We start from the raw sequence: 22,240 nt of genomic DNA, 5'->3' as shown, positions 1-22,240 counted from the left end.
CTGCAAAAGTCGCGCGGCGCCGATGTCGTTGGCCATTGCCTGCTTACCTGTCAGGCGGTGTCCAGTCGGTCTCCACCGCCTTGCGCCGGCTCAAACGCAGAGCCAGGCCAATTGATACGCCAGCGCCGATGGCTACAGTCAAATCGACAAGAACGGTCAGGACCAGTGTGAGAAGCAGAAGCATGACGTCGCTTTTCCTGCCACGCGCGTATTCGCGCCATTTGTGGGGTTCGGTCATGTTCCATGCCGTGACGATGAGAAGTGCGGCAAGTGCCGGCATCGCCAGATAGCTTGCCAGCGGCGCGGCAAATATCATCACCAGCAAAATGACAGCGGCATGGACAAGTCCTGCCACAGGCGTCTTGCCACCGGCCTTGATGTTGGTCGCGGTGCGCGCAATCGCGCCGGTGGCAGGAAGACCGGTGAACAGTGCTGAGCCGATATTGGCGATGCCTTGAGCCGTCAATTCGGCATTTGGCCTGTGCTGTCCTTCGATCATCTTGTCGGCGACCATGGCTGAGAGAAGCGATTCAACTCCTGCCAGAAAGGCAATAATGAAAGCGGACGGAAGCAGCTCGATCATGCGCGAGGGGGAAAGATCAGGCAGTTGCGGCCACGGCATCTGGCTTGGAAGTTCACCAAACCGCGAGCCAAGCGTATCGACCGGGAGCGACATCAAGGCCACGAGGGCAGAACCGACCCCGACGGCCACGATGAGACCGGGAAATCGGGGTGCGACACGCCGAAGAAATACAATCAGGATGAGCGTGACAACCGCGATGGAAAAAGTCGCAAGGCTGAACGTGTCCAGTGACTCCCACAGCACTGGAATTTTTTCCAGGAAATCGGCAGGCTCCTTGTCAACGGCCAGGCCGAGGAAGTCTTTGAGCTGGCTCGTGGCGATAATGATGCCAATTCCAATGGTGAAGCCATTGACCACGGCCTCTGGAACAAAAGCGATAAGATTTCCGGCCCGGAAATAACCGCCTACAAGCAGGATAATGCCCGCAATGAAAGTTGCCAGAACAAGGCCGTCATAACCGTATTGAGCGATCACGGAGAACACGACAACAATGAAGGCCCCTGTCGGGCCGCCTATCTGAACCCGGCTGCCACCAAACAGGGAAATCAGAAAGCCGCCGATAATGGCGGTGACAATCCCCTTGTCCGGATCAGCTCCGGACGCGATGGCGATGGCGAGGCTCAGTGGCAGCGCAACCATGGCAACCGTTGCCCCGGCGAGCAGGTCACTGACAAAAAGTTGCCAGCTGTAGGTATGAAGTGTGGTGAGTATTTTTGGTTGACGCATGTCGAAAACCCATTGCTAAAATTGCCAGATTTCAGCGGCGTGATCGTCGGCAGGGCTGTCGGCGGGCGCCGTCGCGACTTGAGTGAGGTTCAGTGTTGCATTCAGGATGAAGGTGTCGGGTCTTTCAGTCTGACCCCGCGGCCGCCGGCGGTGCTGCTTGCATTGTCCCCGATCAGTTCGATGCCCGCCTTGTCGAGCGCCTCAGCCACCTTGGTAAGGGTGTCGATGATGCCCCGGACATTGCCGTCACTGGCTTCCATCCGTTGAACAGTTGGCAGCGACACCCCGGCCATCGCGGCAAGGGTTTTTTGGTCTATTCCAAGAAGCGCCCGGGCGGCGCGCAGCTGTGAAGCGGTGATCATGACTCAGCTCTGTTGCCTAAAAATTTAATATGAACGTATAGAACGCATATATTGATGTGTCAAACATCAATAGTAACGTTTTGCCTTTGCATATGCGACCTTGCCCTTGCAGCTTAAAGGAGTGAGCAAGGCGCAATCGGCTTGAGCGTGCAAAGCGGATCATCGCGGGCGCCGGATCAGTAATCTTGCAGATCGGATAAGGCGAGCACTCTTGTGTCGCGGCCGTGTTTGATCAGCGAGACACGGGAGCAATCCAGTGGAGCCGTACCCGGAGTATGGTGATCTGTTGAAGCGAGTTTTCGCCCCTCGGTTGAGTGTATGGCGCGGCATAATCCAATTTCCCGCTGCCTCTCTCGCGTCCTAGTCGGTTGACGAGGGAACCGGTTGGTTGTCGCTGGTTTGGGGCAGCTTCGGCGGACCCCATTCGATCCGCTTGTAGTCAAATCCATATTCGAGCGTCGGCTTGACGATGCGGAAATAGGGAGACAGGTCGAAATCGCGTGGCGCGAACAGGGAGTAGTGCCTGATATGCAGGATCTCCCGGCGTGAATAATCCGAATCTGCACGCGGCCGGCCTGGTGCGCGCGTCACCTCCGGAAGGATCGGGTATTGTATCGACTGGTAGGCTTGGGCAATCATGGTCGAGCAGATCGCCCGGGTCGGGTCCCCCGACCCGAAGGCAAGCATGCGCCGTCGCCAGCGCACGGGAACCGGCGGCGTTGGAAAGAAATAACGCAGCATGTCGAAAATGTTCTTCATGTCGTAGCGGACGCCGAGTCTGTCGACCATATAGGACACGACTGCGGCGCGATCTTCCGGTGTCAGGCCGGCAGGACGGCAGATGCGTGTGTTGAAGCGGGTGTATTTGGACAGTGGTACCGCAACGCAGCCTTCCCCCAGATTGACCTCAATGAGCTGCGGGAACTCTTCATCATTTGCATCGTCGGGCTTCAGCTCATCGCCGACATAAAGCGCTGCATGAGACCAGGTCGACTGGGTGAGATATTTGATCGCTGCCGATATCTTCTGGTTTCCCTCCACCAGGAGAATATCACCTGGCCGAAGCGTGCGCGACAGCGTCTCGGGATCAGACGGGGTGTAGGGCTCGTAGCCGCGATTGGCCGAATGCAGTCTTCGGGCCAGGAACCGCCCAAGGCGGTCGAGCAAGGTGTCGGTCATGTCCCGTGCTTCTGTCATGAGGCAACACTTGACCCGAGTGCGCTCCGGGATCAACCCGGCAATCTTCAACTTTCCGTTTTAGCGACTTGAAAATGGGAGGGCGTCGAAATAGTTTAGAACCATTCTAATTGAAGGATCTCCCCATGTTGTCCCGTCTTATCGGCTTCAGCCGTCGACCATTTGATTCGCTGAGCGAGCAGGAAATTCTTGCGCTCGCCATTTCCTCGGAAGAGGACGACGCGCGGATCTACCTCGCCTATGCCGATCATCTCAGGGATAATTATCCGCAGTCCGCCAAGGTATTCGAGGAAATGGCGGCCGAGGAGGGCGTGCATCGCGCTCGTCTGATTGAGCGCCACAAGGCCCGGTTCGGCGACCGTATCCCGCTCATTCGCCGCGAACATGTCCGTGGCTATTACGAGCGAAAGCCCGATTGGCTGGTCAAGAACCAGTCTGTTGATCTGATCCGTCAGACCGCCGAGGATATGGAAGCCCAGGCGCATGCCTTTTATCTGGCCGCGGCGCAGCGCACCTCCGATGCAGATACCCGAAAACTGCTTGGCGACCTGGCGCTGGCAGAAAAGGCACATGAATCGCTGGCCCGCCGTCTGGGTCTCGAACACACGCCCGAAGACGTCAAGCAAGAGGAGGCGGAAACCCACCGCCGCAAATTCATCCTGACCTATGTTCAGCCCGGATTGGCCGGCCTGATGGATGGTTCCGTGTCGACGCTGGCGCCGATTTTTGCCACCGCATTTGCCACCGGTGATACCTGGACGACGTTTCTGGTTGGACTGTCTGCGTCTGTCGGTGCCGGGATTTCGATGGGCTTTACCGAAGCTGCCCATGATGACGGGGTCATTTCCGGCCGGGGATCCCCGGTCAAGCGTGGCCTTGCGTCCGGAATCATGACCGCGATCGGTGGCCTCGGTCATGCTCTGCCCTATCTGATACCCGATTTCACCATCGCCACAACAGTTGCCATCGGCGTCGTGTTTGTCGAGCTCTGGGCCATCGCCTGGATCCAGAACCACTGGATGGACACGCCCTGGAGCCGGGCGATCTTCCAGGTGGTTCTGGGCGGAGCGCTGGTGTTTGCAGCCGGTCTTCTGATTGGCAACGCCTGATGCAAGCCTCCTCGTTTGATTGCGGCACGCAGGCATTATCCTGCGGTTTGAACCAAGCAAAGGTGCAAGGGGCAGGTTCGCAGTGAAGTACAGCCCAGCCGCTCCAGGTGATGTTGCGCACTGCTAAGTTCCGGTGATGCTGCGCGCATCGTCTGGCCCCGCGACCAATGCCGGCCGTGATTGCTGGGTGATCGTGAAGTTCACGGCATTAAGCCTGATATGACAAAACGGCCCGGTTGACTCCTTGCGGCTCAGCGGGACTATTGCAATTGATGGCTTCGTGGAAGATATGTGCCCACTTGAATTGGCCGGAACCAGACATCGGCTGATAACGATGGGCATGGAAGCGTAACGATGGTGTATAATCTGGTAGTTTGGCTGCTGGCCCGCAAGAGACGGACAAAGCAGATTACCATGATGTTGGCGGACAGCTTTATCGTTATGCTTGCAATCTGGCTTGCCTACAGCATCCGCTTCAATGCGATCTATGAGCCCAATTATCCGCAGCTTACGATGATCCTTGCCGGCCCGGTGATTGCCATTCCGCTTTTCTATGGTTTTGGCCTGTATCGGTCCTTGATCCGCTATGTCGGCGAGCATGCGATATGGTCAGCGTTCAAGGCAGTTGGTCTCACAGCCCTGTTGTGGGGATTGCTGGCTTTCATGATCCGGGCCTATGGCGCGGAAGGGGTGCCGCGCTCGGTCCTGGTGATGTTCTGGCTGCTGACACTCATCATGGTGATCAGTTCGCGGTTTGTGGCGCGCTGGTTCCTTTTGCGGCACACGGATTCTCCCCGTCCCCAGCGCCACATCATCATCTATGGCGCCGGCGAAGCCGCCCGGCAGATCGCCGCCTCCTTGAAAAGCGACAATCCCCGGCTCTCGATCCTGCATGTGGTCGATGATCCCAATCTGCACGGCAGTTTGATGGGGGGCGACGCGGTGTATCCTGCCAGTGATGTGCCTGATCTTATCAAGCGCTACGATATCAAGGACGCCATCGTCACGCTCCGAACCGCCAGCAACACCAAGCGCGTCGATGTCGTCGAAGCTTTGCGCAAACTGGGGGTCAAGGTTCGGATCCTGCCGGCATTTGCCGATATTGCCGACGGCAAGCATGCCGTCAACATGATCCGGGAAGTCGAGATCGGGGATTTGCTGGGCAGGGAGATCGTCACGCCGGACAAGCGGCTGATGGAAGCCAATACCACCGGCAAAGTCGTCATGGTCACAGGTGGCGGCGGCACAATCGGTTCCGAACTGTGCCGTCAGGCGGCGTCTTTGGGCGCGGCCAAGCTGGTCTTGATGGAGACGAGCGAGTTCGCCCTCTACCAGATCAAAGAGGAGCTTGAACTTCAGGCCGGAGCAGAAATCGTTCCGGTCCTTGGGTCGGTCAATGACGGCTTGCTGGTGCGCCGCGTCATCCGCGAACACAAGGTCCAGACCGTTTTCCATGCGGCTGCCTACAAGCATGTCCCGCTGGTTCAAGCCAACTGCTTTGAAGGCGTGAGAAACAATGCGCTGGGAACGCTCTCCATTGCATCAGCCGTCTATGATACGGACGCCGAGGCTCTGGTTCTGATTTCCACCGACAAGGCCGTGTGTTCAACGAGCGTGATGGGCGCGTCAAAGCGGATCGCCGAGCTGATTGTGCAGGACTTTGCCGTGCGGGCGAGGCAGCTCAAGCCCGAGAAGACATTCTGTGCCGTCCGGTTTGGCAATGTGCTCGGCTCCAGTGGTTCGGTTGTTCCGCTGTTTCGCCGGCAGATCCGCAGCGGCGGGCCCATCACGATTACTGATCCGGATGTCACCCGCTACTTCATGTCCATCGCGGAGGCCGCACAACTTGTCATCCAGGCCAGCAGCCTGGCGCGACCGGAGAACATGGAGCTGGAAGATCGCGGAAGAATATTCATTCTCGACATGGGGCAGCCGGTTCGGATCATGGATTTGGCGATCAAATTGATCGAGTTGTCCAATCTCACGCTGTGCGACGACGCCAATCCGGAGGGCGACATCGCCATCAAGGCAATTGGCTTGCGTCCGGGCGAGAAGCTCCACGAGGTGTTGCTCGAATCCGTGGAGCCACCTCACCAGACCAAACATCCGAAAATATCAGTGGCGGTCGAGCCTCCGCCCGAGAACCTGGATCTGGAACAGCTGTACCGTGAACTGGATCTCGCAATCACTGATCAGGATCAGGACAAACTGATGGACCTGCTTGCTCAGGCGACCGGCCAGGGCAAGCCTGTCGAGCCGCTGCAGGACTGATTCAGTGGCTCAAGCATATGCGTTGCCTGCCAATCGGGTTGCCGCCTGAAACAACTTGACTGGCTGCGAGGTGAGCAAAAGACCCGATCTTGGCTTTCGCAACGCCCTGTCGAGAGATGCAACCAGGATGTGGAAGCGCGCGAGATTTGACCGTTCGGCCTTGTCTCCCTGGCAATAAAGTGATTTCCATTCGCAATGGACCATGCCCGTCGGAAAGCGTGTTCGAAATCAGCACTTTGCTGAACGAGCGGCATCGCATTCCGGTTCAGGCCTGAAGGCAATTCGCCATAACCTGTTTCGGATTGCAGATCGAGGGTGAAGAGATGCAACAGGACGTGCTCCCGGCTATCGGGGCGTTGGCCCATCTGTGCCGTGGAACGGCAATCTTGCCGGAGTCGGAGTATGCCGGAGGCTCTATGAGCTGGGTCGAGGCCGTGCCTAATCCCGGGCCTCAAGCGTGACCCAGCGATTGCGCCGCATCGAACCGCTGACGCTGCTGATTGGCGTATCCATGACCGTCGGATACGGTACGCTCTATTATCCGTTCGCCATCATCGGACCTGAGATCGCGAAGGCGCAGGGCTGGAGCAACAGCTTCGTCTTCGGAGTGTTTTCGGTCGCCCTGTTGAGCAGCGCCGTCACCGCATCGCTGGTCGGCCGCGCGATGGATCGCTTCGGCGCCCGGCCGGTGATGGTCGTTGGATCCTGTCTTGCGGCCACAACGCTCTACAATCTGTCGCAGGTCCAGTCCATGACCGGCTTTGTCGTCGCCATGTTGTTGATCGAATGTGCGGCCCGCATGGTTCAGTACGAAACCGGTTTTGCTGCGCTCACCGCCATTCATGGACGCTATGCGCGACGTCCCATTGCCCATGTCACGCTGGTTGCAGGCTTTGCCTCCACGGTGTTTTGGCCTCTGATCCACTGGTTGCTGGGCTACATCGACTGGCGCGGTGTCTGCCTGGTTCTGGCGGCGATCAACCTTCTCGTAGCCCTGCCGATCCACGCGCTGGTTCCGGCCAGACCAAGGCCCGGGCCTGATCCCGCAATGCGCGCACCCTCAATTCGGGACCCGGGGTTGCTGCAGCCAGGCCGGCAGCGTGCGGCTGCGTTCCTGCTGATGGCCGTCGCCTTTGCCGGCAGCAGTTTTTTGATGTCCGCCGTGCACACCTCGTTTTTCCTTATCCTTGATGAAATGGGCAGGCCGGCGGCACTCGCGGCATTGGCCGGAGCGATGATCGGACCGATGCAGGTTGCTGCCAGAGTGATCGAGATGTTAACCGGAGAGCGTGTCGCGTCCTCGATCGTCGGCCTCATCTCAAGCACGGCGTTGCTCCTGGGCATCGGTTGCCTTGTGGCCGCGTTGCGGCTGGACGGCGATTGGATCGTGATCGTTTTCGCGATCAGCTTCGGCATCGGTCAGGGCTTGAATTTCATCGCCCGCGCCATCTTGCCGGCCCGGTTGTTTGGCACCGATGGCTATGGCGCTCTGACCGGCAATCTTGCGACAATCAGGCTGTTTGCCATGGCCGGTGCGCCAGTCTGTACGGCATTGGTCATCGCCCATACCGGCATCGGTGCCACATTCGCTCTGCTTGTGCTGATGGCATTGATCGCTGTCTGGGCATCCTGGGCTCTGTGCCGCCTCGAAAAACGAGCCTCTGCAGCAGGCCTGTCCATAGCCTGATCCATGCCTTCTGCGCTTTTGGAGACATGCTGGTAGATCCGGTCACATCAGGTTGCGGTTTCGAGATCCGCCGCCTTTGCCGCCTGCCAGGTTTTGCAGAGCTATTTCAGCGCGCCAACCAGAACATCGGAGCCGTTCTCGATGGTGACCCATCGGCCGGAATTGTTCGACGCCTGCCGCTTGAGATAGCTGTAGGGCGTTTCCCGCCAGTTCTTGATTTCATCGACGAGATTGTCGAGCACGAAATCACCTTCCGAGGTCCTCACCGTCAGCACCGCATGGCCTTCGCCGTCCGGCTTGCGCACAACCGTGATCAGTGTGTCGGCCGGTGAAAACCCGCGCTCGATCAGCATGTGCCGCTTGAGCAGCACGTAATCCTCGCAGTCGCCTGCAATCTCGGGATAGGCCCAGACCTCTTCCTTGCCGAACAATTCGAGATCGGTCTTCGGCATCACCGAGAGATTGACTGCCCGGTTGATCTCCCTGATCACGTCCCAGCCGTAATCTGTCACCTTCGGTGCGGCACCCGATCCCTTGACCGGTTTGCACTCGGACGCGAATTGCTTGCAGAATTCATAATGGCCGATGGGCTGCGATGTAATCCGACCGGTCTGCATCGACAGACCTGAAGCCATGCCTCCGGACGGGATTGCGATTGACGCAATCATGGCGATCATCATTCGCTTTGTCAGTCCCGGTCCGCAAAACATTGCCGGTCTACCCCACGCCATCCAGAAATACTTAACAAAGAGTTAAGAATGGATGGCGCACAGAGTCAATCGCGCGGTGCGGCGTTCTGGAGACATGGTTACCGGCCGGGGCATTTTCATCACACCCCACAGTGCTGCTTGCCGGATTGATCCGGGCCAACAGCGGTTTGCGGGCCGTGGTGCCGATGTCCCTGAGCTCAGGCCTCGGCGGACATTGTCTCGACCGCGGCGAGAATACGGGCGATGTCCTGGTCGCGGGACAGCCGGTGGTCGCCGTCGCGGATAAGGGTCAGGGTGACGTTGTCGGATGGCAGATGTTCGACAAGCCGCAACGCATGACGCCACGGCACATCCGGATCGGCCATGCCCTGGATGATGTGAACCGGAGCCCCGGTGTCGATCAGGCCGTCCAGGACCCGGTTTTTGCGGCCATCGTCGAACAAGGCCTTGGTAAAGACATTCGGATCGGGGCCGTAAGGCGTCGGCTCTTCATAGAAACCGTTGCTCTCAAGCGCCTGTCGCTGCGCATCCGTGAGCTCCGGCTCCATCAGTTCCAGGGTGAAATCGGGCGCCGGCGCGATCAGCACCAGCCCGGCGACCCGGTTGCCAACACCTCGCGCTCTGAGTGTCTGTACCATCCGCAACGCGATCCACCCGCCCATGGAGGAACCGACCAGAATCTGCGGGCCATCCGTATAGTGGTCGAACACTGCCAGGCTCTCTTCCAACCATCGTGAAATCGTCCCCTCGCGGAAACTGCCGCCTGATGCGCCGTGCCCGGAGTAATCGAAACGCAGGCAGGCCTGCCCCCTGGTTCCGGCCTGCCGGCACAGGGCTTCCGCCTTTGACCCGCTCATGTCCGAGCGGTAGCCGCCGAGCCAGACCACCCCCGGCAGCCCGGCGCCCGCTTGGTTCGCCTTGCGCATCAGCACTGCGATCGAACGCACATCATTGTCCTTGCCTACATCCAGCTTGCTTGCGTCCGGTTCGGTCATGTTTCTGGCTCTCCTGTTTTGCTCATTGTGACTGTTTTACAAGATTCGTGGGCGCTCGAACGTCGGTGTGGTGATTTTTTCGCAAAGCCATGCTATTGACACCGGCCTGCCCATGACGACATTGCGCGCGAGACCACTTGCTCGCATGCCGCAACAGGCGGAATTGGACGAGTTAATCAGGAGACCAAAACCATTCGCAGACCATTCAGAGCGCCGCCAACAGCCAACGAAGGCCCCCGCGCAAACCAGAATATTCGGACCCCGACGGTCCAGCTCATTGATTCAGAAGGCCAGAACCATGGCGTTGTGCCGACCGAGCAGGCGTTGGCCATGGCCGAAGAGGTTGGCCTCGATCTCGTCGAGATCAACTCTGCCGGCGATGTGCCGGTGTGCAAGATCGTCGACCTCGGCAAGCTGAAATACGCGTCGCAGAAAAAAGCCTCTGAAGCGCGCAAGAAGCAGAAGACCGTTGAGGTCAAGGAAATCAAGATGCGCCCCAACATCGACACGCATGATTATGACGTGAAGATGCGCGCCATGAACAGGTTTTTTGACGAAGGCGACAAGGTCAAGGTCACGCTGCGGTTCCGCGGTCGTGAGATGGCGCATATGGAGCTGGGCATGAAATTGCTCCAGAAAGTCAAGGACGATACCGTCGAGATCGCCAAGGTCGAGGCTGAACCGAAGCTCGAGGGCCGTCAGATGATGATGGTTCTTGCGCCGAAATAGCGCCCTTGTTTGACTGATGTGAACCGGTCCTGCGAATGCCAGGACCGGTTTTTTCTATTCGTGAGGCTGATTCAGCCGAACGCCCGTTGCGCTTTTATCCGGCTACGGCTATAAGGCGCGCGTTCAAACCGGCCGGCAGGGCATGCCGAGGCGGTTTTCAACGCTTGATGCAAATGGGGTCTTCGCCCTTTGCCTCTCACCCAACAAGAAGATGGCTGCGTGTCGCCAGCAAGGCGTCCAGAAGGCCTGACAAGGAGTAGCGAAATGCCCAAGATGAAGACGAAATCGTCTGCCAAGAAGCGGTTCAAGATCACTGCAAGCGGCAAGGTTATGGCTGCAGCCGCCGGCAAACGTCATGGCATGATCAAACGGTCCAACAAGTTCATTCGCGACGCACGCGGCACCATGGTTCTTTCCGAGCCTGACGCCAAGATCGTCAAGAAGTTTCTTCCCAACGGCCTGTAAGCAGAGCCGGGACCACCGAATTTAAGGAGATCATGATATGGCACGTGTAAAACGGGGCGTAACCGCCCACGCAAAGCACAAGAAGGTTCTGAAGAAGGCCAAGGGCTTTTACGGACGCCGCAAGAATACCATCCGCGCAGCCAAGGCTGCCGTCGACAAGTCGATGCAGTATGCCTACCGTGACCGCAAGGTCCGCAAGCGGAATTTCCGCGCACTCTGGATCCAGCGCATCAACGCCGCTGTCCGCGAGCACGGTCTGACTTATGGCCGCTTCATTGACGGCCTGGCCAAGTCGGGCATCGAAGTCGACCGCAAGGTTCTCTCCGACATGGCGATCCATGATGCGGAAGCCTTTGGTGTTCTGGTCGCCTCTTCCAAGAAGGCGCTCGAATACCTCAAGGATGCCACGCCGAACGAATTTGAAAGCGCTGTCCACTAAGCCAGCGTTTCCCAAGGCATCTTCTATATTGATCATTTGGGATCCCGCGCTGGCAGGGCTGGCGCGGGATTTGTCGTTTTCAAGGGTCAGAGTACACCGGGCGCGGTCCTGCGGTGATCGGCCCAGCCAGATACGGACAGTCAAAGACCATGAACCAGTACCAGACACTTGAGACCTCCATCATGGACGACATCGCGGCAAGCGCGGATGAGGCGGCAATCGAGGCCGTCCGGGTGTCGGCGCTGGGCAAGAAGGGTTCGGTGTCCGACCTGCTCAAGGGCCTTGGCAAGATGTCGGCCGAGGAACGTCAGGAAGCTGGTCCTGCGCTCAACGGTCTCAAGACCCGCGTCGCTGACGCCATCGCCGCCCGCAAGATCGAGCTTCGGGATGCCGCCATCACCGAGCGGCTGGCGCGAGAAACCGTCGATGTCAGCCTGCCTGTGCGTTCGTCACCGGCCGAACGTGGCCGCATTCATCCGATCAGCCAGATCGTCGATGAAATCACCGCGATTTTCGCCGACATGGGCTTCGCAATTGCCGAAGGGCCGGATATCGAGACCGATTATTACAATTTCACCGCGCTCAACTTCCCCGACGGCCATCCGGCACGCGAGATGCACGACACCTTCTTCCTGCAGCCGGATGAAAACGGGGATCGCAAGGTGCTGCGCACCCACACCTCGCCGGTGCAGATCCGTACCATGGAAGCGCAAAAGCCGCCGATCCGCATCGTCATTCCGGGCAAGGCCTACCGGCAGGACTCTGACGCCACCCATTCACCGATGTTCCATCAGGTCGAGGGTCTGGTCATCGACAAGACCGCCAATGTCGGCAATCTGCGCTGGGTTCTCGAGGAATTCTGCAAGGCCTTCTTCGAAGTCGACAATGTCGTGATGCGCTTTCGTCCGTCCTTCTTTCCCTTCACCGAGCCTTCATTCGAGGTCGACATCCAGTGTGACCGCACCTCGGGCCCGATCGTCAAGTTCGGTGAGGGAACCGACTGGATGGAGATCCTGGGCTGCGGCATGATGCATCCCAACGTGCTGCGCGCCGGCGGGCTGGATCCCGACGAGTATCAGGGCTTTGCCTGGGGAATGGGGCTCGACCGCATCGCCATGCTGAAATACGGCATGCCGGACTTGCGCGATTTCTTCAATGCCGATGTACGCTGGACCAGCCATTACGGCTTCCGCCCGCTCGATGTGCCGACATTGTTCGCCGGCCTGAGCGCGTAAGGAGAATAGACCCATGAAATTCACACTCTCCTGGCTCAAGGAACATCTTGAAACCGACGCTTCGCTGGACCAGATCTGCGAACGCCTGACGGCAATCGGCCTCGAAGTCGAGGATGTTGACGACAAGGCGGCCTACCAGCCCTTCACCATTGCAAAGGTGATTTCCGCCGAACAGCACCCCGGCGCCGACAGATTGCGTGTGTTGATGGTCGACAAGGGTGACGGCAAGCCGGTGCAGATCGTCTGCGGCGCGCCCAATGCCCGCGCCGGACTGATCGGCGCGCTGGCCGAGCCCGGCACCTATGTTCCGGGCATCGACGTGACACTGGCTGTCGGCAACATTCGCGGTGTCGAAAGTCACGGCATGATGTGCTCTGAAAGAGAGCTCGACATGTCCGATGAGCATGACGGCATCATCGACCTGCCGGAAGACGCCCCGGTGGGCACCTCGTTCGCCGCCTATGCCGGTCTTGACGATCCGGTTATCGAGATCAACCTGACGCCGAACCGCCCCGACTGCACCTCGATCTTCGGCATCGCCCGTGATCTGGCGGCCTCCGGCCTGGGCAAGCTGAAAGCGCCGAAGGCGCCGGATTTTGCCGTCGAGGGCGAGACCACGCAGAATGTGAAGATCATCCTCGATGACGAGAGCCTGTGCCCGGGCTTCGCCTGGCGGCTGGTCCGCGGTGTGAAGAACGGCCCGAGCCCGAAATGGATGCAGAAGCGTTTGCTGGCCATCGGCCTGCGTCCGATTTCGGCGCTGGTCGACGTCACCAATTACATGACATTCGACCAGGGTCGGCCGATGCATGTTTTTGATGCCGACAAGGTCAAGGGAAATCTGGTGGTGCGCCGCGCCCAGCAGGGCGAGGAAATCCTGGCGCTCGATACCCGCACTTACAAGCTCAATCCCGCAAACGTGGTCATCGCCGATGACAACGGCCCCGAATCCATCGGCGGCATCATGGGCGGCGAGCATTCCGGCTGCGACGAGAACACTGTCAATGTGCTGATCGAATCCGCGCTCTGGGATCCGATCAACATCGCCAAGACCGGTCGCAGCCACGGTATCATCACCGATGCGCGCTACCGTTTCGAGCGTGGCGTCGATCCGGAATACATGGTTCCCGGTCTCGAGCGCACCACCGAACTGGTGCTCGAGATGTGCGGCGGCACGGCTGCGGCCTCGCGGGTAGTGGGCTACAAGGGCCACGAAAGCAAGGTCGTCGAGTTCCCGTTTGCGGAGGTCAATCGCCTGACCGGCCTCACGGTTTCCACCGAGGAGTCCGTGGATATCCTGACTGGTCTCGGCTTTGAGGTTTCAGGCGTCGGCGAACGCGTTAGTGTCGCGGTTCCCTCCTGGCGGCCCGACATCGACGACAAGGCCGATCTCGTCGAGGAGGTCATGCGTATTCATGGCGTCGACAACATCAAGCCCGAGCCGCTTCCGTCGATCGGCGCGGTCAACACCAGGATCCTGACCACGTTGCAGATCCGCACGCGGTCGGCCAAGCGCGCGCTTGCCGCGCGCGGTATGCTCGAAGCCGTCACCTGGTCGTTCATTTCCGATGAGCAGGCCAAACTGTTTGGCGGTGGCAAGCCTGAGCTCAAGCTTGCCAATCCGATTGCCGCCGACATGTCGGACATGCGCCCCTCGCTGCTGCCTGGACTGATCGCGGCTGCGGGACGCAATGGTGCTCGTGGTTATGGCGATGTGGCGCTGTTCGAAGTCTCGGGCACCTATGAGAACGACACGCCGCAAGGTCAGCGCCGTGTCGCGGGCGGCATCCGCCGCGGCACCGCCGGGCTCAACGGCTCGGGACGTCACTGGGATGGCGCCGCCAAGGCCGTCGGCGTGTTTGACGCCAAGGCCGATGCTTTGGCAGTGCTTGAAGCCTGTGGTCTGCCGATGGGCAATCTCCAGGTCGAGCAGGGCGGACCGGACTGGTATCACCCCGGTCGCTCCGGCCTGATCAAACTCGGCCCCAAGCTGGTTCTCGGTCATTTCGGCGAGTTCCACCCCAACACGCTGGATGCACTCGATGTTACCGGCCCGCTCTGCGGCTTCGAGGTGTTTGTCGATGCGATCCCCGAAGCCAAGCGCAAGGCCACCCGCACCAAGCCGGTGCTCTCGCTTTCGGCCTTCCAGGCTCTGCGCCGCGACTTTGCTTTCGTGGTCGACAGCACGGTCCCCGCAGCCACACTGGTGCGCGCAGCCCAAGGCGCCGACAAGGCGCTGGTGACCGGCGTCAACGTCTTTGATCTGTTCGAAGGCGCCTCGCTGGGCGAAGGCAAGAAATCGGTCGCCATCGAGATCACCATCCAGCCGCGCGAGCGTACGCTCACCGACGAGGATCTCGACAAGCTGGCCAAGGCGGTGATCGCCAATGTCGAAAAATCCTCGGGCGGCGTGCTCAGGGGATAAAATTTGGGGGTGTCCGCAAACCGTGTTGGCGTGTTTCTGGATTCCAGGAAAGAGCCAATATCCTCTTCTCTGACGCAGGGGACGCGGCACATGCAACATCGAGACTTCTCCCGGTTCTTGGCAAGACTGAGCGATCTGAGCCCAGTTCAGATTGAGGGCGCGTAGGCCAAGCTTATGGCTCTGCGACGACAGACGGCAGCGATCTCAGAGATCGAAGCGCGCACGACGAATGACGAGACATGCCCGTTCTGCGGCGGTGTCGATCGCCAGAGATGGGGTCGAACGCGGACCAAGGTCCAGCGCTATCGCTGCAAGGGATGTTTGAAAACCTATTCAGGGCGGACGGGATCAGTTATCGGCCGCATTCACCGCCCGGATCTCTTCATGGTCGTTCTTCAGGACATGCTTGGTAACTCCGTGCCGCTGTCCGTGCGCAAGCTCGCACGTCGACTGGGGATCAATAAATATACGGTCTGGCGCTGGCGGATGTTGGTGTTCTCCATCATTCGCAGCAGCTCGCCCATGAGCTTCGCCGGCATTATCGAGGCCGACGAGACCTACCAGCGGGAGTCTCGGAAGGGATCGCGCGAATGGGTCCGCCACATCGCCGATCCCAAGAAAACTCCGCCCCCGCCGCGCCCGCGGTGGGAGGATTTCACAACGAAGGGACTGAAGATGATGCGGGGTCTCTCGAGGTGGCAGCTCCCCATTCTCACCGTAGCTGATCGTGGCGGATCTCATCTATTTCAGAGGCTGCCGGATCGTCGAGCCGCGACCATACAACTCGCGATGGCGCCTTTGATGCCGAGCGACGCAGTGCTCTGCTCGAACCGCGGCAATGGCTACGAGGACCTCGCCGCAGCGCACGGACTCGAGCATGTCGTAGTCGGCAGCAAGCCTGGAACGCGCGTGGCCTCGGGCTGCTATCACATTCAGAACGTGAATTCGCTCCACGCCTGCTACAAAAGGTTTATCAAGCCCTTCTGCGGGCCGGCCACGAAGAACCTCGACGGTTACATACGGTGGTTGGAAGTGCGAATAACGGGGGTGCAACCGGCGGAGCTTGTCCGCGCATCGTAAGCCTTCGATCCGAGCAATGTCTACTTCCGAGCCCAAAGTTGCTTTGGTAGCCTCATTGTGGGAAGCTCACTGCATGACGCTACTCAAGATCTACGCTCAATTGAATTGCACTGACATCCGGTCGAGTTCTGATTGGTATCAGGAGCTATTTGGTCGACGCAACGACGTCGACCCCATGGACGGCCTCAAGGAATGGCATCACGGACAAGACGCTGGCTTTCAGCTCGTTTCCAACCCTGATGAGGCAGGTCACGGTTCGATGACATTGATAGTGAGCGACCTTGCCGCCGAGCACGAGCGGCTGGTGAGAGTTGGTCTGAAAGTGGGTCAGATTGTTGTCGGTGATTTTGCGTTGTTCGCGCAATTGAGCGATCCGGACGGCAATACGGTGGTGTTGGCAGAGCTAAAGTAATAGCCAAATCAGGAAAGCCCGAATTTCGAGCCAACACGGTATGCGGACACCCCCTAAAATTTCCGGAGCGGCTCGCTGTCAGGGCCGCTCCTTTCATTCTTGAGCCAAAAGCCGGCTTTCGCAGCGGCGCTCGGATGAAATCAACAGAATTTCCTTCTTGCGGCAACTCTATCCATCCAGTGCCCTTGCGGGATTGGCCCCGCTGGTTGCATGCTGCGGCAACGGACCAGACGGCGGAGCGTAGTGCGTACAATGAACCTCATTCTCAATTCAGACAGCTACAAATATTCGCATTTCGCGCAGTACCCGCCCGAAACCGCGGCGATCTCGGCCTATATCGAGGCGCGGCCAGGCGGCAAGCATGACCACGTTCTGTTCTTCGGCCTGCAGATGTTCTTGAAAGACTATCTCTCCCGCAAGATCACCATGGCCGATGTCGACGAGGCCGAGGAGATGATCACGGCGCACGGGCTGCCGTTCCACCGCGAAGGCTTCGAGACCATCGTCACCCGCCATGACGGCCATTTTCCGCTGTTGATCGAGGCGCTGCCCGAAGGCATGATCGCGCCCACCGGAACGCCGCTGGTTCAGGTCCGCAACACCGATCCGGATTTCTTCTGGCTGCCGACCTTCATCGAAACCTCGCTGCTGCGCGCCGTCTGGTATCCGTCCACCGTCGCCACGGTCTCCCACGGCGTCCGCGCCATCATCTCCGCCTCGCTGGATCGCACCTGCGACACGCCCGACGAGGTTCTGCCGTTCCGCCTGCACGATTTCGGCGCTCGCGGCGCCACCTCGCTGGAACAGGCGGGCATCGGCGGCGTCGCCCATCTGGTCAGCTTTATGGGAACCGACACGGTCAGCGCGCTGGTCTATGCCCGGCGTTTTTACCATGAGCAGATGGCGGGCTTTTCTATCCCCGCCGCCGAACATTCGACCATGACCAGCTGGGGCGAGGATCGCGAGACCGAAGCCTATCGCAACATGCTCACCCAGTTCGCCGGCCCGGGAAAGCTTGTCGCGGTGGTCTCCGATTCCTACGATCTCTACCGCGCGGTGAAAAACATCTGGGGCGAAGAGCTGAAAGCCGAGGTCGAAGCCTCCGGCGGCACTCTCGTTGTCCGGCCCGATTCGGGTGATGCCACACGGGTGCCGGTCGACACGGTGCAGATGCTGGGCGAAATCTTTGGCTTCTCGCTCAATTCCAAGGGCTACAAGGTGCTCAATCCGGCAGTCCGGGTGATCCAGGGTGACGGGGTGACGCCGGAAACCATCCGCATCATTCTCGGCCGTCTGGAAGACTGCGGCTGGTCGGCTGAAAACATCGCCTTCGGCATGGGTGCGGGACTGTTGCAGAAGGTCAACCGTGACACCCTTCGTTTCGCCATGAAGGCCAATGCCCGTCAGGATGATGACGACGTCTGGCACGGTATCAACAAGAACCCGAAGACCGATCCGGGCAAGGCCTCCAAACGCTACCGCCAGGCGGTGGTGATGGAGGCGGGCCAGCCGGTGGCGGTGGCGCTGAAGGATTTGGGGGACCGCGAAAACCTGCTGCAGCCGGTCTGGCGCGACGGCGAACTGCTGGTCGACTGGACCCTGGCACAAATTCGCGAGCGCGCAGCCTTTAACCGATAACTCGCATATCGGCCGCGAATTGGCGAAAATCCGGTTCGCCTCTAAAAAACACAGAAACCGCAGGATCGGGTGATGCCTTGCGTGAAGCAATCGGGAGAAAAAAGCATGTTCAGATGGGGAATATTGTCCACCGCCAAGATCGGCCGCGAACAGGTGATCCCGCAACTGCAGGATTCCGCAAACGGCGTGGTGACGGCGATTGCCAGCCGGGATCATGACCGCGCCCGCGCGCTGGCTGATCGCTTCGGCGCGCCGCTGGCGTTTTCCTCCTATGAAGAACTGCTGGCCTCCGGCGAGGTCGATGGCGTCTATATCCCGCTGCCCACCTCGCAGCATATCGAATGGGCAATCAAGGCCACACAAGCCGGCAAGCATGTTCTGGTTGAAAAGCCGATTGCGCTTCATGCCGATGAAATCGCACCGCTGATTGCGGCGCGCGATGCCAAAAACGTGCTGGTCTGCGAAGCCTTCATGGTCACCTATCACCCGCAATGGCGCAAGGTTCGCGAGCTCATCGGCAATGGCGCCATCGGCCGCCTGCGCCATGTCCAGGGCGCGTTTTCCTATTTCAACGCCGATCCCGCCAATATGCGCAACCAGCCTCAACTGGGCGGCGGCGGCCTGCCTGATATCGGCGTGTATCCGACCGTTTCGACCCGGTTCTCAACCGGAAGCGAACCGCTCCGGGTGCAGGCGACGGTCGAGCGCGACCCGACATTCGGCACCGACCGCTATGCCAGCGTCAAGGCGGATTTCGGCGATTTCGAGATGAGTTTCTACTGCTCGACCCAGATGGCGCTGCGCCAGTTCATGGTGTTTCACGGCGAGGAAGGCTTCATCGAGGTGAAGGCGCCTTTCAATGCCGGTGACTATGATCATGCCACCATCACCCTGCACAATCAGAAACACGAAGAAGCACAGGTTTTCCGTTTCCCCGGTGTTAGGCAGTACCGGCTTCAGGCCGAGACTTTTGTGCGCAAGACGCGCGGCGGCGGCGACGAGGTGTTCACGCTGGAGCAGTCGGTTCTCAACCAGAAATTCATCGATGCGGTTTATCGCGCCGGCTCACATGATGGCTGGGAGACCGTGTAGGCGGCCTATTTTTTCGCGCCGAAGACAAAGCGATCATAACCCAGATAGGAAAACACCGTTGCCGATCCCGATCCCAAAATCAGCGCCAGATAGGGCGAGATACCCGAAAACGCGATCAGGCTCCCCGAATAGACAGCGTAGTTGAGCAGCGCTGACGCGATGCCGACGCTGCCATAGCGCGCGCCCTCGATGGCCACTTTGCGGTGCGATCGTCCGAAGGTGAAAGTCCTGTTGATCATGTAGGTGCACAGCATGGCCGCGCCGATCGCCAGAACCCGGCCGCTGAACGGATCCAGCAGCTTGAAATACAGCATCAGCCACAGCACGCCCATATCGACCGCGAAGCCGATGGCGCCTGCGAACAGGAAGAAACTGATTTTTCTCTTCATGAAGCGAGTTTGTGTCCCTCGGTTGCCGGCGGCAGGATTTCGGTCTGTTCCGAAGCACGCAGACCCGGTCCGGTTGAGGCGCGCCCTTTGCCGCCCGCAGGTGCGATCGACATATAATGGAAACGCTTCTGCTCGGCGCGTCCCCGCGCCACTGAATCAAGAATGACGCCGCCTGTAAAGATCATCAACGACATCATCATCAGCGCCATCGCCAGCATCCAGGTCGGCATCCGTGTGACCAGTCCGGTGAGGAAGTACTCGTTCAGAACAGGCACCATGAAGATCATCGACACGGAAAGCGTGAAAATGCTCAGATAGCTGAAAAAGGTGAACGGTCGGGTTTCCTTCATCAGCATGGCGAACATCCAGAGGATCCTGGCGCCATCCTTGTAGGTGGAGAGCTTTGAGTGCGACCCTTCCGGGCGACGGCCATAGTCAAGCGCCAGTTCGGCGACCGGAAGTTTGAGCTGGGACGCATGCACGCTCATCTCGGTCTCGATCTCGAATCCGCCCGAGACCGCGGGGAAGCTTTTGGCGAAACGGCGCGAAAAGGCACGGTAGCCGGAAAAGATGTCGGTGAAATCATTGCCGAAGATCGACTTGTACAACGAATTGAAAATCGAATTGCCGAAAGCATGACCCCGCCGGCCGGCGTCGTCGGTGACACCCCGGCGGGTGCCCACAACCATGTCGCACCGCTCGCTCACAAGGGTGCGGATAAGTTCCGGACCGTCGGCCGGCGAATAGGTGCCGTCACCATCGGCCATCAGAAAGATGTCAGCCTCGATGTCGGAAAACATCCGGCGCACCACATGACCCTTGCCCTGGCGCGGCTCGCGCACCACGATGGCCCCGGCAAGCGCAGCGCGCAGGGCCGTCTGGTCCTTCGAATTGTTGTCGTAGACATAGATCTTGGCGCAGGGGATCGCCGCGCGGAAGCCGGCGACAACATCGCCGATGGTCGCCGCTTCATTGTAGCAAGGCAGGAGCACCGCGATTTCGAGGTCATCGAACATACCGTCTGTCATGGGGGTCCCCGTTGGCTGCGGGCGGCCTTTGCCCGTGGCTTTACTATTTCTTGAGAAGGTTAAGGCTAGGTTGAACGCAAGAGAGAAAGTGTGAGTTGGAGTTCCCCGTGTTCAAGAGTAACCCGACCGCCGGCAATGCCGGCCTTGCACCGGCCGCCCTCCGGCATCGCCCACTTCACGCAAGTCCGCTGGCTGAACTTCACCGACCGGTCATGCTGACCTTCGCCTTGTTCATCGCCCTGACAGCGGTGATGCATTTCAGCTCCTATGTCGATTATGTCGGCGCCGACAATGACGATGTCATGCGTCTGGTCGAGGTACGCGATCTGCTCGGCGGGCAAAGCTGGTTTGACCTCACGCAGTACCGGCTGGGTCTGGACGGCGGCACCTTGATGCACTGGTCGCGGTTTATCGACCTGCCGATCGCCAATTTGATCATGCTGTTTTCGCTGGTCATGAACCCGGTCCTTGCCGAGGCCTCTGCGCTGTTCGTTTGGCCGGTGCTGACCGCGCTGCCGGTATTTTATGCGCTTGGCCTGGGCGGCAGCATACTGGGCGGCGCATCCGGCCGGGTCATCGGCCTGGCGCTGGCGTTCCTGTTCGTGCTCGGGATCAACCGCTTCCTGCCAGGCGCGATCGACCATCACAATATTCAACTGGGCCTGATCGCTACCATCGCGGCCTGTCTCATCCTGCCCGGTCGTCCGCCGGCGGCCCATGCTCTGGCCGGCGTCGCCTCGGCGCTGGCGATTGCCATCGGAGCCGAAACCACGCCCCACATTGCCATTGTCGCCGCCATCGTTGCGGTGCAATGGCTCTGGCTTGGCGACGACATGAAAGCGGCCGCGTCCGCCTTTGCGCTCGCCATGGCGGCGAGCCTGACGGCGGCGTTTTTCATCACTGTGCCCCCGTCCAGCTATGGCGTGGTGGCCTGCGATGCCTTGTCGACCGGATTTTATTCTCTCGGAGTGGTCGGCGCCGGCATGTTCTTTATCGCGGTCTCGACCGTGTCCGCGCGCGGTTTTGCTGTCCGGCTGACCGGTCTGGCAGGTGTCGGAGCGGCCACCTTCGGTCTGGCCCTGCTGACGGCGTCGCAATGTCTCGGCAATCCACTCGCATCGCTTGATCCGCTGCTGGTCAGCATGTGGCTCAACAACGTCACCGAAGCCCAGTCGATAGTCTCGCAAGTGCGCGCCGAGCCGTGGACCGCCGGCGGGTTTTACCTGGTTCCGCTGCTGGCCATGATTCTGTGCGTGCGCCGCATCCTGCAGGGGCGCTATGTCCATGCTCACGGCGTGCTGCTGGCGCTGATCGCGGTGTCCTGGGCCATCACTCTGATTCAGGTCCGCGGCGCGGTGTTTGCCAACATGCTTTCGGCGATTCCCTTTGCCGCGCTGGTCGCCGGATTTCGAACGCGCTCCAATGCCGATCCGAAAAACCTGCGCAAGGGGCTCGCTTTTGCCGGGGCCGCCTTTGCCTCCGTGCCATTTGTCTGGGCCCTGTCGGGAGTTCTCGTCTCCATGGGCGTCAACAAGGTGATGGGTGACGAGGTGGGAAGCCTGCCGACACAGGAAGAGAAAGTCTGCACCAATGCCGCCGCCATGCAGCCGTTGGCGCATGAGCCGGCAGGCGTCGTTGCCGGCCCTTCCAACCTCGGCGTTCATATTC

The 22,240-nt window shown here is 59.7% G+C and carries 20 protein-coding genes; 13 read left to right on the top strand and 7 right to left on the bottom strand.

From position 1 onward, the window contains the following. Positions 1-43 precede the first annotated feature (43 nt). From ABJN75_RS00750 to ABJN75_RS00740, 3 genes are all read right to left on the bottom strand, one after another. Positions 44-1,309: a SulP family inorganic anion transporter gene (locus ABJN75_RS00750; protein WP_348435890.1), complete on the bottom strand. Its 1,266-nt coding sequence runs from the start codon at positions 1,307-1,309 to the stop codon at positions 44-46. A 101-nt stretch (positions 1,310-1,410) separates the two neighbouring features. Continuing rightward, positions 1,411-1,671 (bottom strand): helix-turn-helix transcriptional regulator, encoded by a 261-nt coding sequence (locus ABJN75_RS00745; RefSeq protein ID WP_348435888.1) that lies wholly within the window; start codon positions 1,669-1,671, stop codon positions 1,411-1,413. A gap of 360 nt (positions 1,672-2,031) precedes the next feature. Continuing rightward, entirely contained in the window at positions 2,032-2,868 is an 837-nt protein-coding gene (locus tag ABJN75_RS00740) for a YiiX/YebB-like N1pC/P60 family cysteine hydrolase (RefSeq protein WP_348435886.1), read from the bottom strand. Positions 2,869-2,993: 125 nt separating this feature from the next. On the opposite strand from ABJN75_RS00740, the gene mbfA reads away from it, so the two are divergent. The 3 genes from mbfA (at position 2,994) to ABJN75_RS00725 (ending at position 7,935) form a co-directional block, all read left to right on the top strand. Next, positions 2,994-3,977, top strand: a complete 984-nt coding sequence (gene mbfA, locus ABJN75_RS00735; protein ID WP_348435884.1) for an iron exporter MbfA — start codon at positions 2,994-2,996, stop codon at positions 3,975-3,977. A 414-nt stretch (positions 3,978-4,391) separates the two neighbouring features. Further along, entirely contained in the window at positions 4,392-6,248 is a 1,857-nt protein-coding gene (locus tag ABJN75_RS00730) for a nucleoside-diphosphate sugar epimerase/dehydratase (RefSeq protein WP_348435882.1), read from the top strand. A 457-nt stretch (positions 6,249-6,705) separates the two neighbouring features. Beyond that, a complete protein-coding gene (locus ABJN75_RS00725) occupies positions 6,706-7,935 on the top strand; it encodes an MFS transporter (protein ID WP_348435880.1) in 1,230 nt (409 codons plus the stop codon). Positions 7,936-8,036: 101 nt separating this feature from the next. On the opposite strand, the gene ABJN75_RS00720 is transcribed toward ABJN75_RS00725, so the two are convergent. Further along, complete coding sequence (locus tag ABJN75_RS00720; RefSeq protein WP_348435878.1) at positions 8,037-8,603, bottom strand: transglutaminase-like cysteine peptidase; 567 nt, start codon at positions 8,601-8,603, stop codon at positions 8,037-8,039. A gap of 239 nt (positions 8,604-8,842) precedes the next feature. Next, positions 8,843-9,640, bottom strand: coding sequence for an alpha/beta hydrolase (locus ABJN75_RS00715; protein WP_348435876.1), 798 nt, complete (start codon positions 9,638-9,640; stop codon positions 8,843-8,845). 192 nt (positions 9,641-9,832) lie between these two features. Here ABJN75_RS00715 and infC point away from each other — a divergent pair, with 192 nt between their 5' ends. From infC to ABJN75_RS00670, 9 genes are all read left to right on the top strand, one after another. Then, positions 9,833-10,369, top strand: coding sequence for a translation initiation factor IF-3 (infC, locus tag ABJN75_RS00710; protein ID WP_342887479.1), 537 nt, complete (start codon positions 9,833-9,835; stop codon positions 10,367-10,369). 264 nt (positions 10,370-10,633) lie between these two features. Further along, on the top strand, positions 10,634-10,834 hold the full coding sequence (rpmI, locus tag ABJN75_RS00705; RefSeq protein WP_339765414.1) for a 50S ribosomal protein L35: 201 nt from the start codon (positions 10,634-10,636) through the stop codon (positions 10,832-10,834). Between the two features lie 37 nt (positions 10,835-10,871). Next, positions 10,872-11,273 carry a 50S ribosomal protein L20 gene (gene rplT, locus ABJN75_RS00700; RefSeq protein ID WP_348435874.1) on the top strand — a complete coding sequence of 134 codons (402 nt, stop codon included), beginning with the start codon at positions 10,872-10,874 and terminating at the stop codon, positions 11,271-11,273. Between the two features lie 149 nt (positions 11,274-11,422). Continuing rightward, positions 11,423-12,508, top strand: a complete 1,086-nt coding sequence (gene pheS, locus ABJN75_RS00695) for a phenylalanine--tRNA ligase subunit alpha (RefSeq protein WP_348435872.1) — start codon at positions 11,423-11,425, stop codon at positions 12,506-12,508. 13 nt (positions 12,509-12,521) lie between these two features. Further along, positions 12,522-14,933: a phenylalanine--tRNA ligase subunit beta gene (gene pheT, locus ABJN75_RS00690; protein WP_348435870.1), complete on the top strand. Its 2,412-nt coding sequence runs from the start codon at positions 12,522-12,524 to the stop codon at positions 14,931-14,933. Positions 14,934-15,107: 174 nt separating this feature from the next. Next, the gene (locus tag ABJN75_RS00685; RefSeq protein WP_348435868.1) at positions 15,108-16,013 is read left to right on the top strand and encodes an IS1595 family transposase; all 906 of its coding nucleotides are present in this window, start codon (positions 15,108-15,110) and stop codon (positions 16,011-16,013) included. Between the two features lie 73 nt (positions 16,014-16,086). Continuing rightward, entirely contained in the window at positions 16,087-16,425 is a 339-nt protein-coding gene (locus tag ABJN75_RS00680) for a VOC family protein (RefSeq protein WP_348435866.1), read from the top strand. Positions 16,426-16,677: 252 nt separating this feature from the next. Then, a complete protein-coding gene (locus ABJN75_RS00675; protein ID WP_348435864.1) occupies positions 16,678-18,063 on the top strand; it encodes a nicotinate phosphoribosyltransferase in 1,386 nt (461 codons plus the stop codon). 105 nt (positions 18,064-18,168) lie between these two features. After that, entirely contained in the window at positions 18,169-19,155 is a 987-nt protein-coding gene (locus tag ABJN75_RS00670) for a Gfo/Idh/MocA family oxidoreductase (protein ID WP_348435862.1), read from the top strand. A 5-nt stretch (positions 19,156-19,160) separates the two neighbouring features. Here the strand turns inward: ABJN75_RS00670 and ABJN75_RS00665 are convergent, their stop codons facing one another. Both ABJN75_RS00665 and ABJN75_RS00660 read right to left on the bottom strand, forming a co-directional pair. Further along, a complete protein-coding gene (locus ABJN75_RS00665; RefSeq protein ID WP_348435860.1) occupies positions 19,161-19,544 on the bottom strand; it encodes a GtrA family protein in 384 nt (127 codons plus the stop codon). Beyond that, positions 19,541-20,572, bottom strand: a complete 1,032-nt coding sequence (locus ABJN75_RS00660) for a glycosyltransferase (protein ID WP_348435858.1) — start codon at positions 20,570-20,572, stop codon at positions 19,541-19,543. Before ABJN75_RS00660 ends, ABJN75_RS00665 begins: the two co-directional genes overlap by 4 nt. Positions 20,573-20,679: 107 nt before the next feature. Here ABJN75_RS00660 and ABJN75_RS00655 point away from each other — a divergent pair. Further along, on the top strand, positions 20,680-22,240 hold a 1,561-nt coding region (locus ABJN75_RS00655), incomplete at its 3' end, for a hypothetical protein (RefSeq protein ID WP_348435856.1).

This window comes from Hoeflea sp. (assembly GCF_039975035.1).
Taxonomy (GTDB): domain Bacteria; phylum Pseudomonadota; class Alphaproteobacteria; order Rhizobiales; family Rhizobiaceae; genus Hoeflea.
Note: the sequence above shows the minus strand (reverse complement) of the source record. Positions and strands in the feature narration are given on the sequence as shown.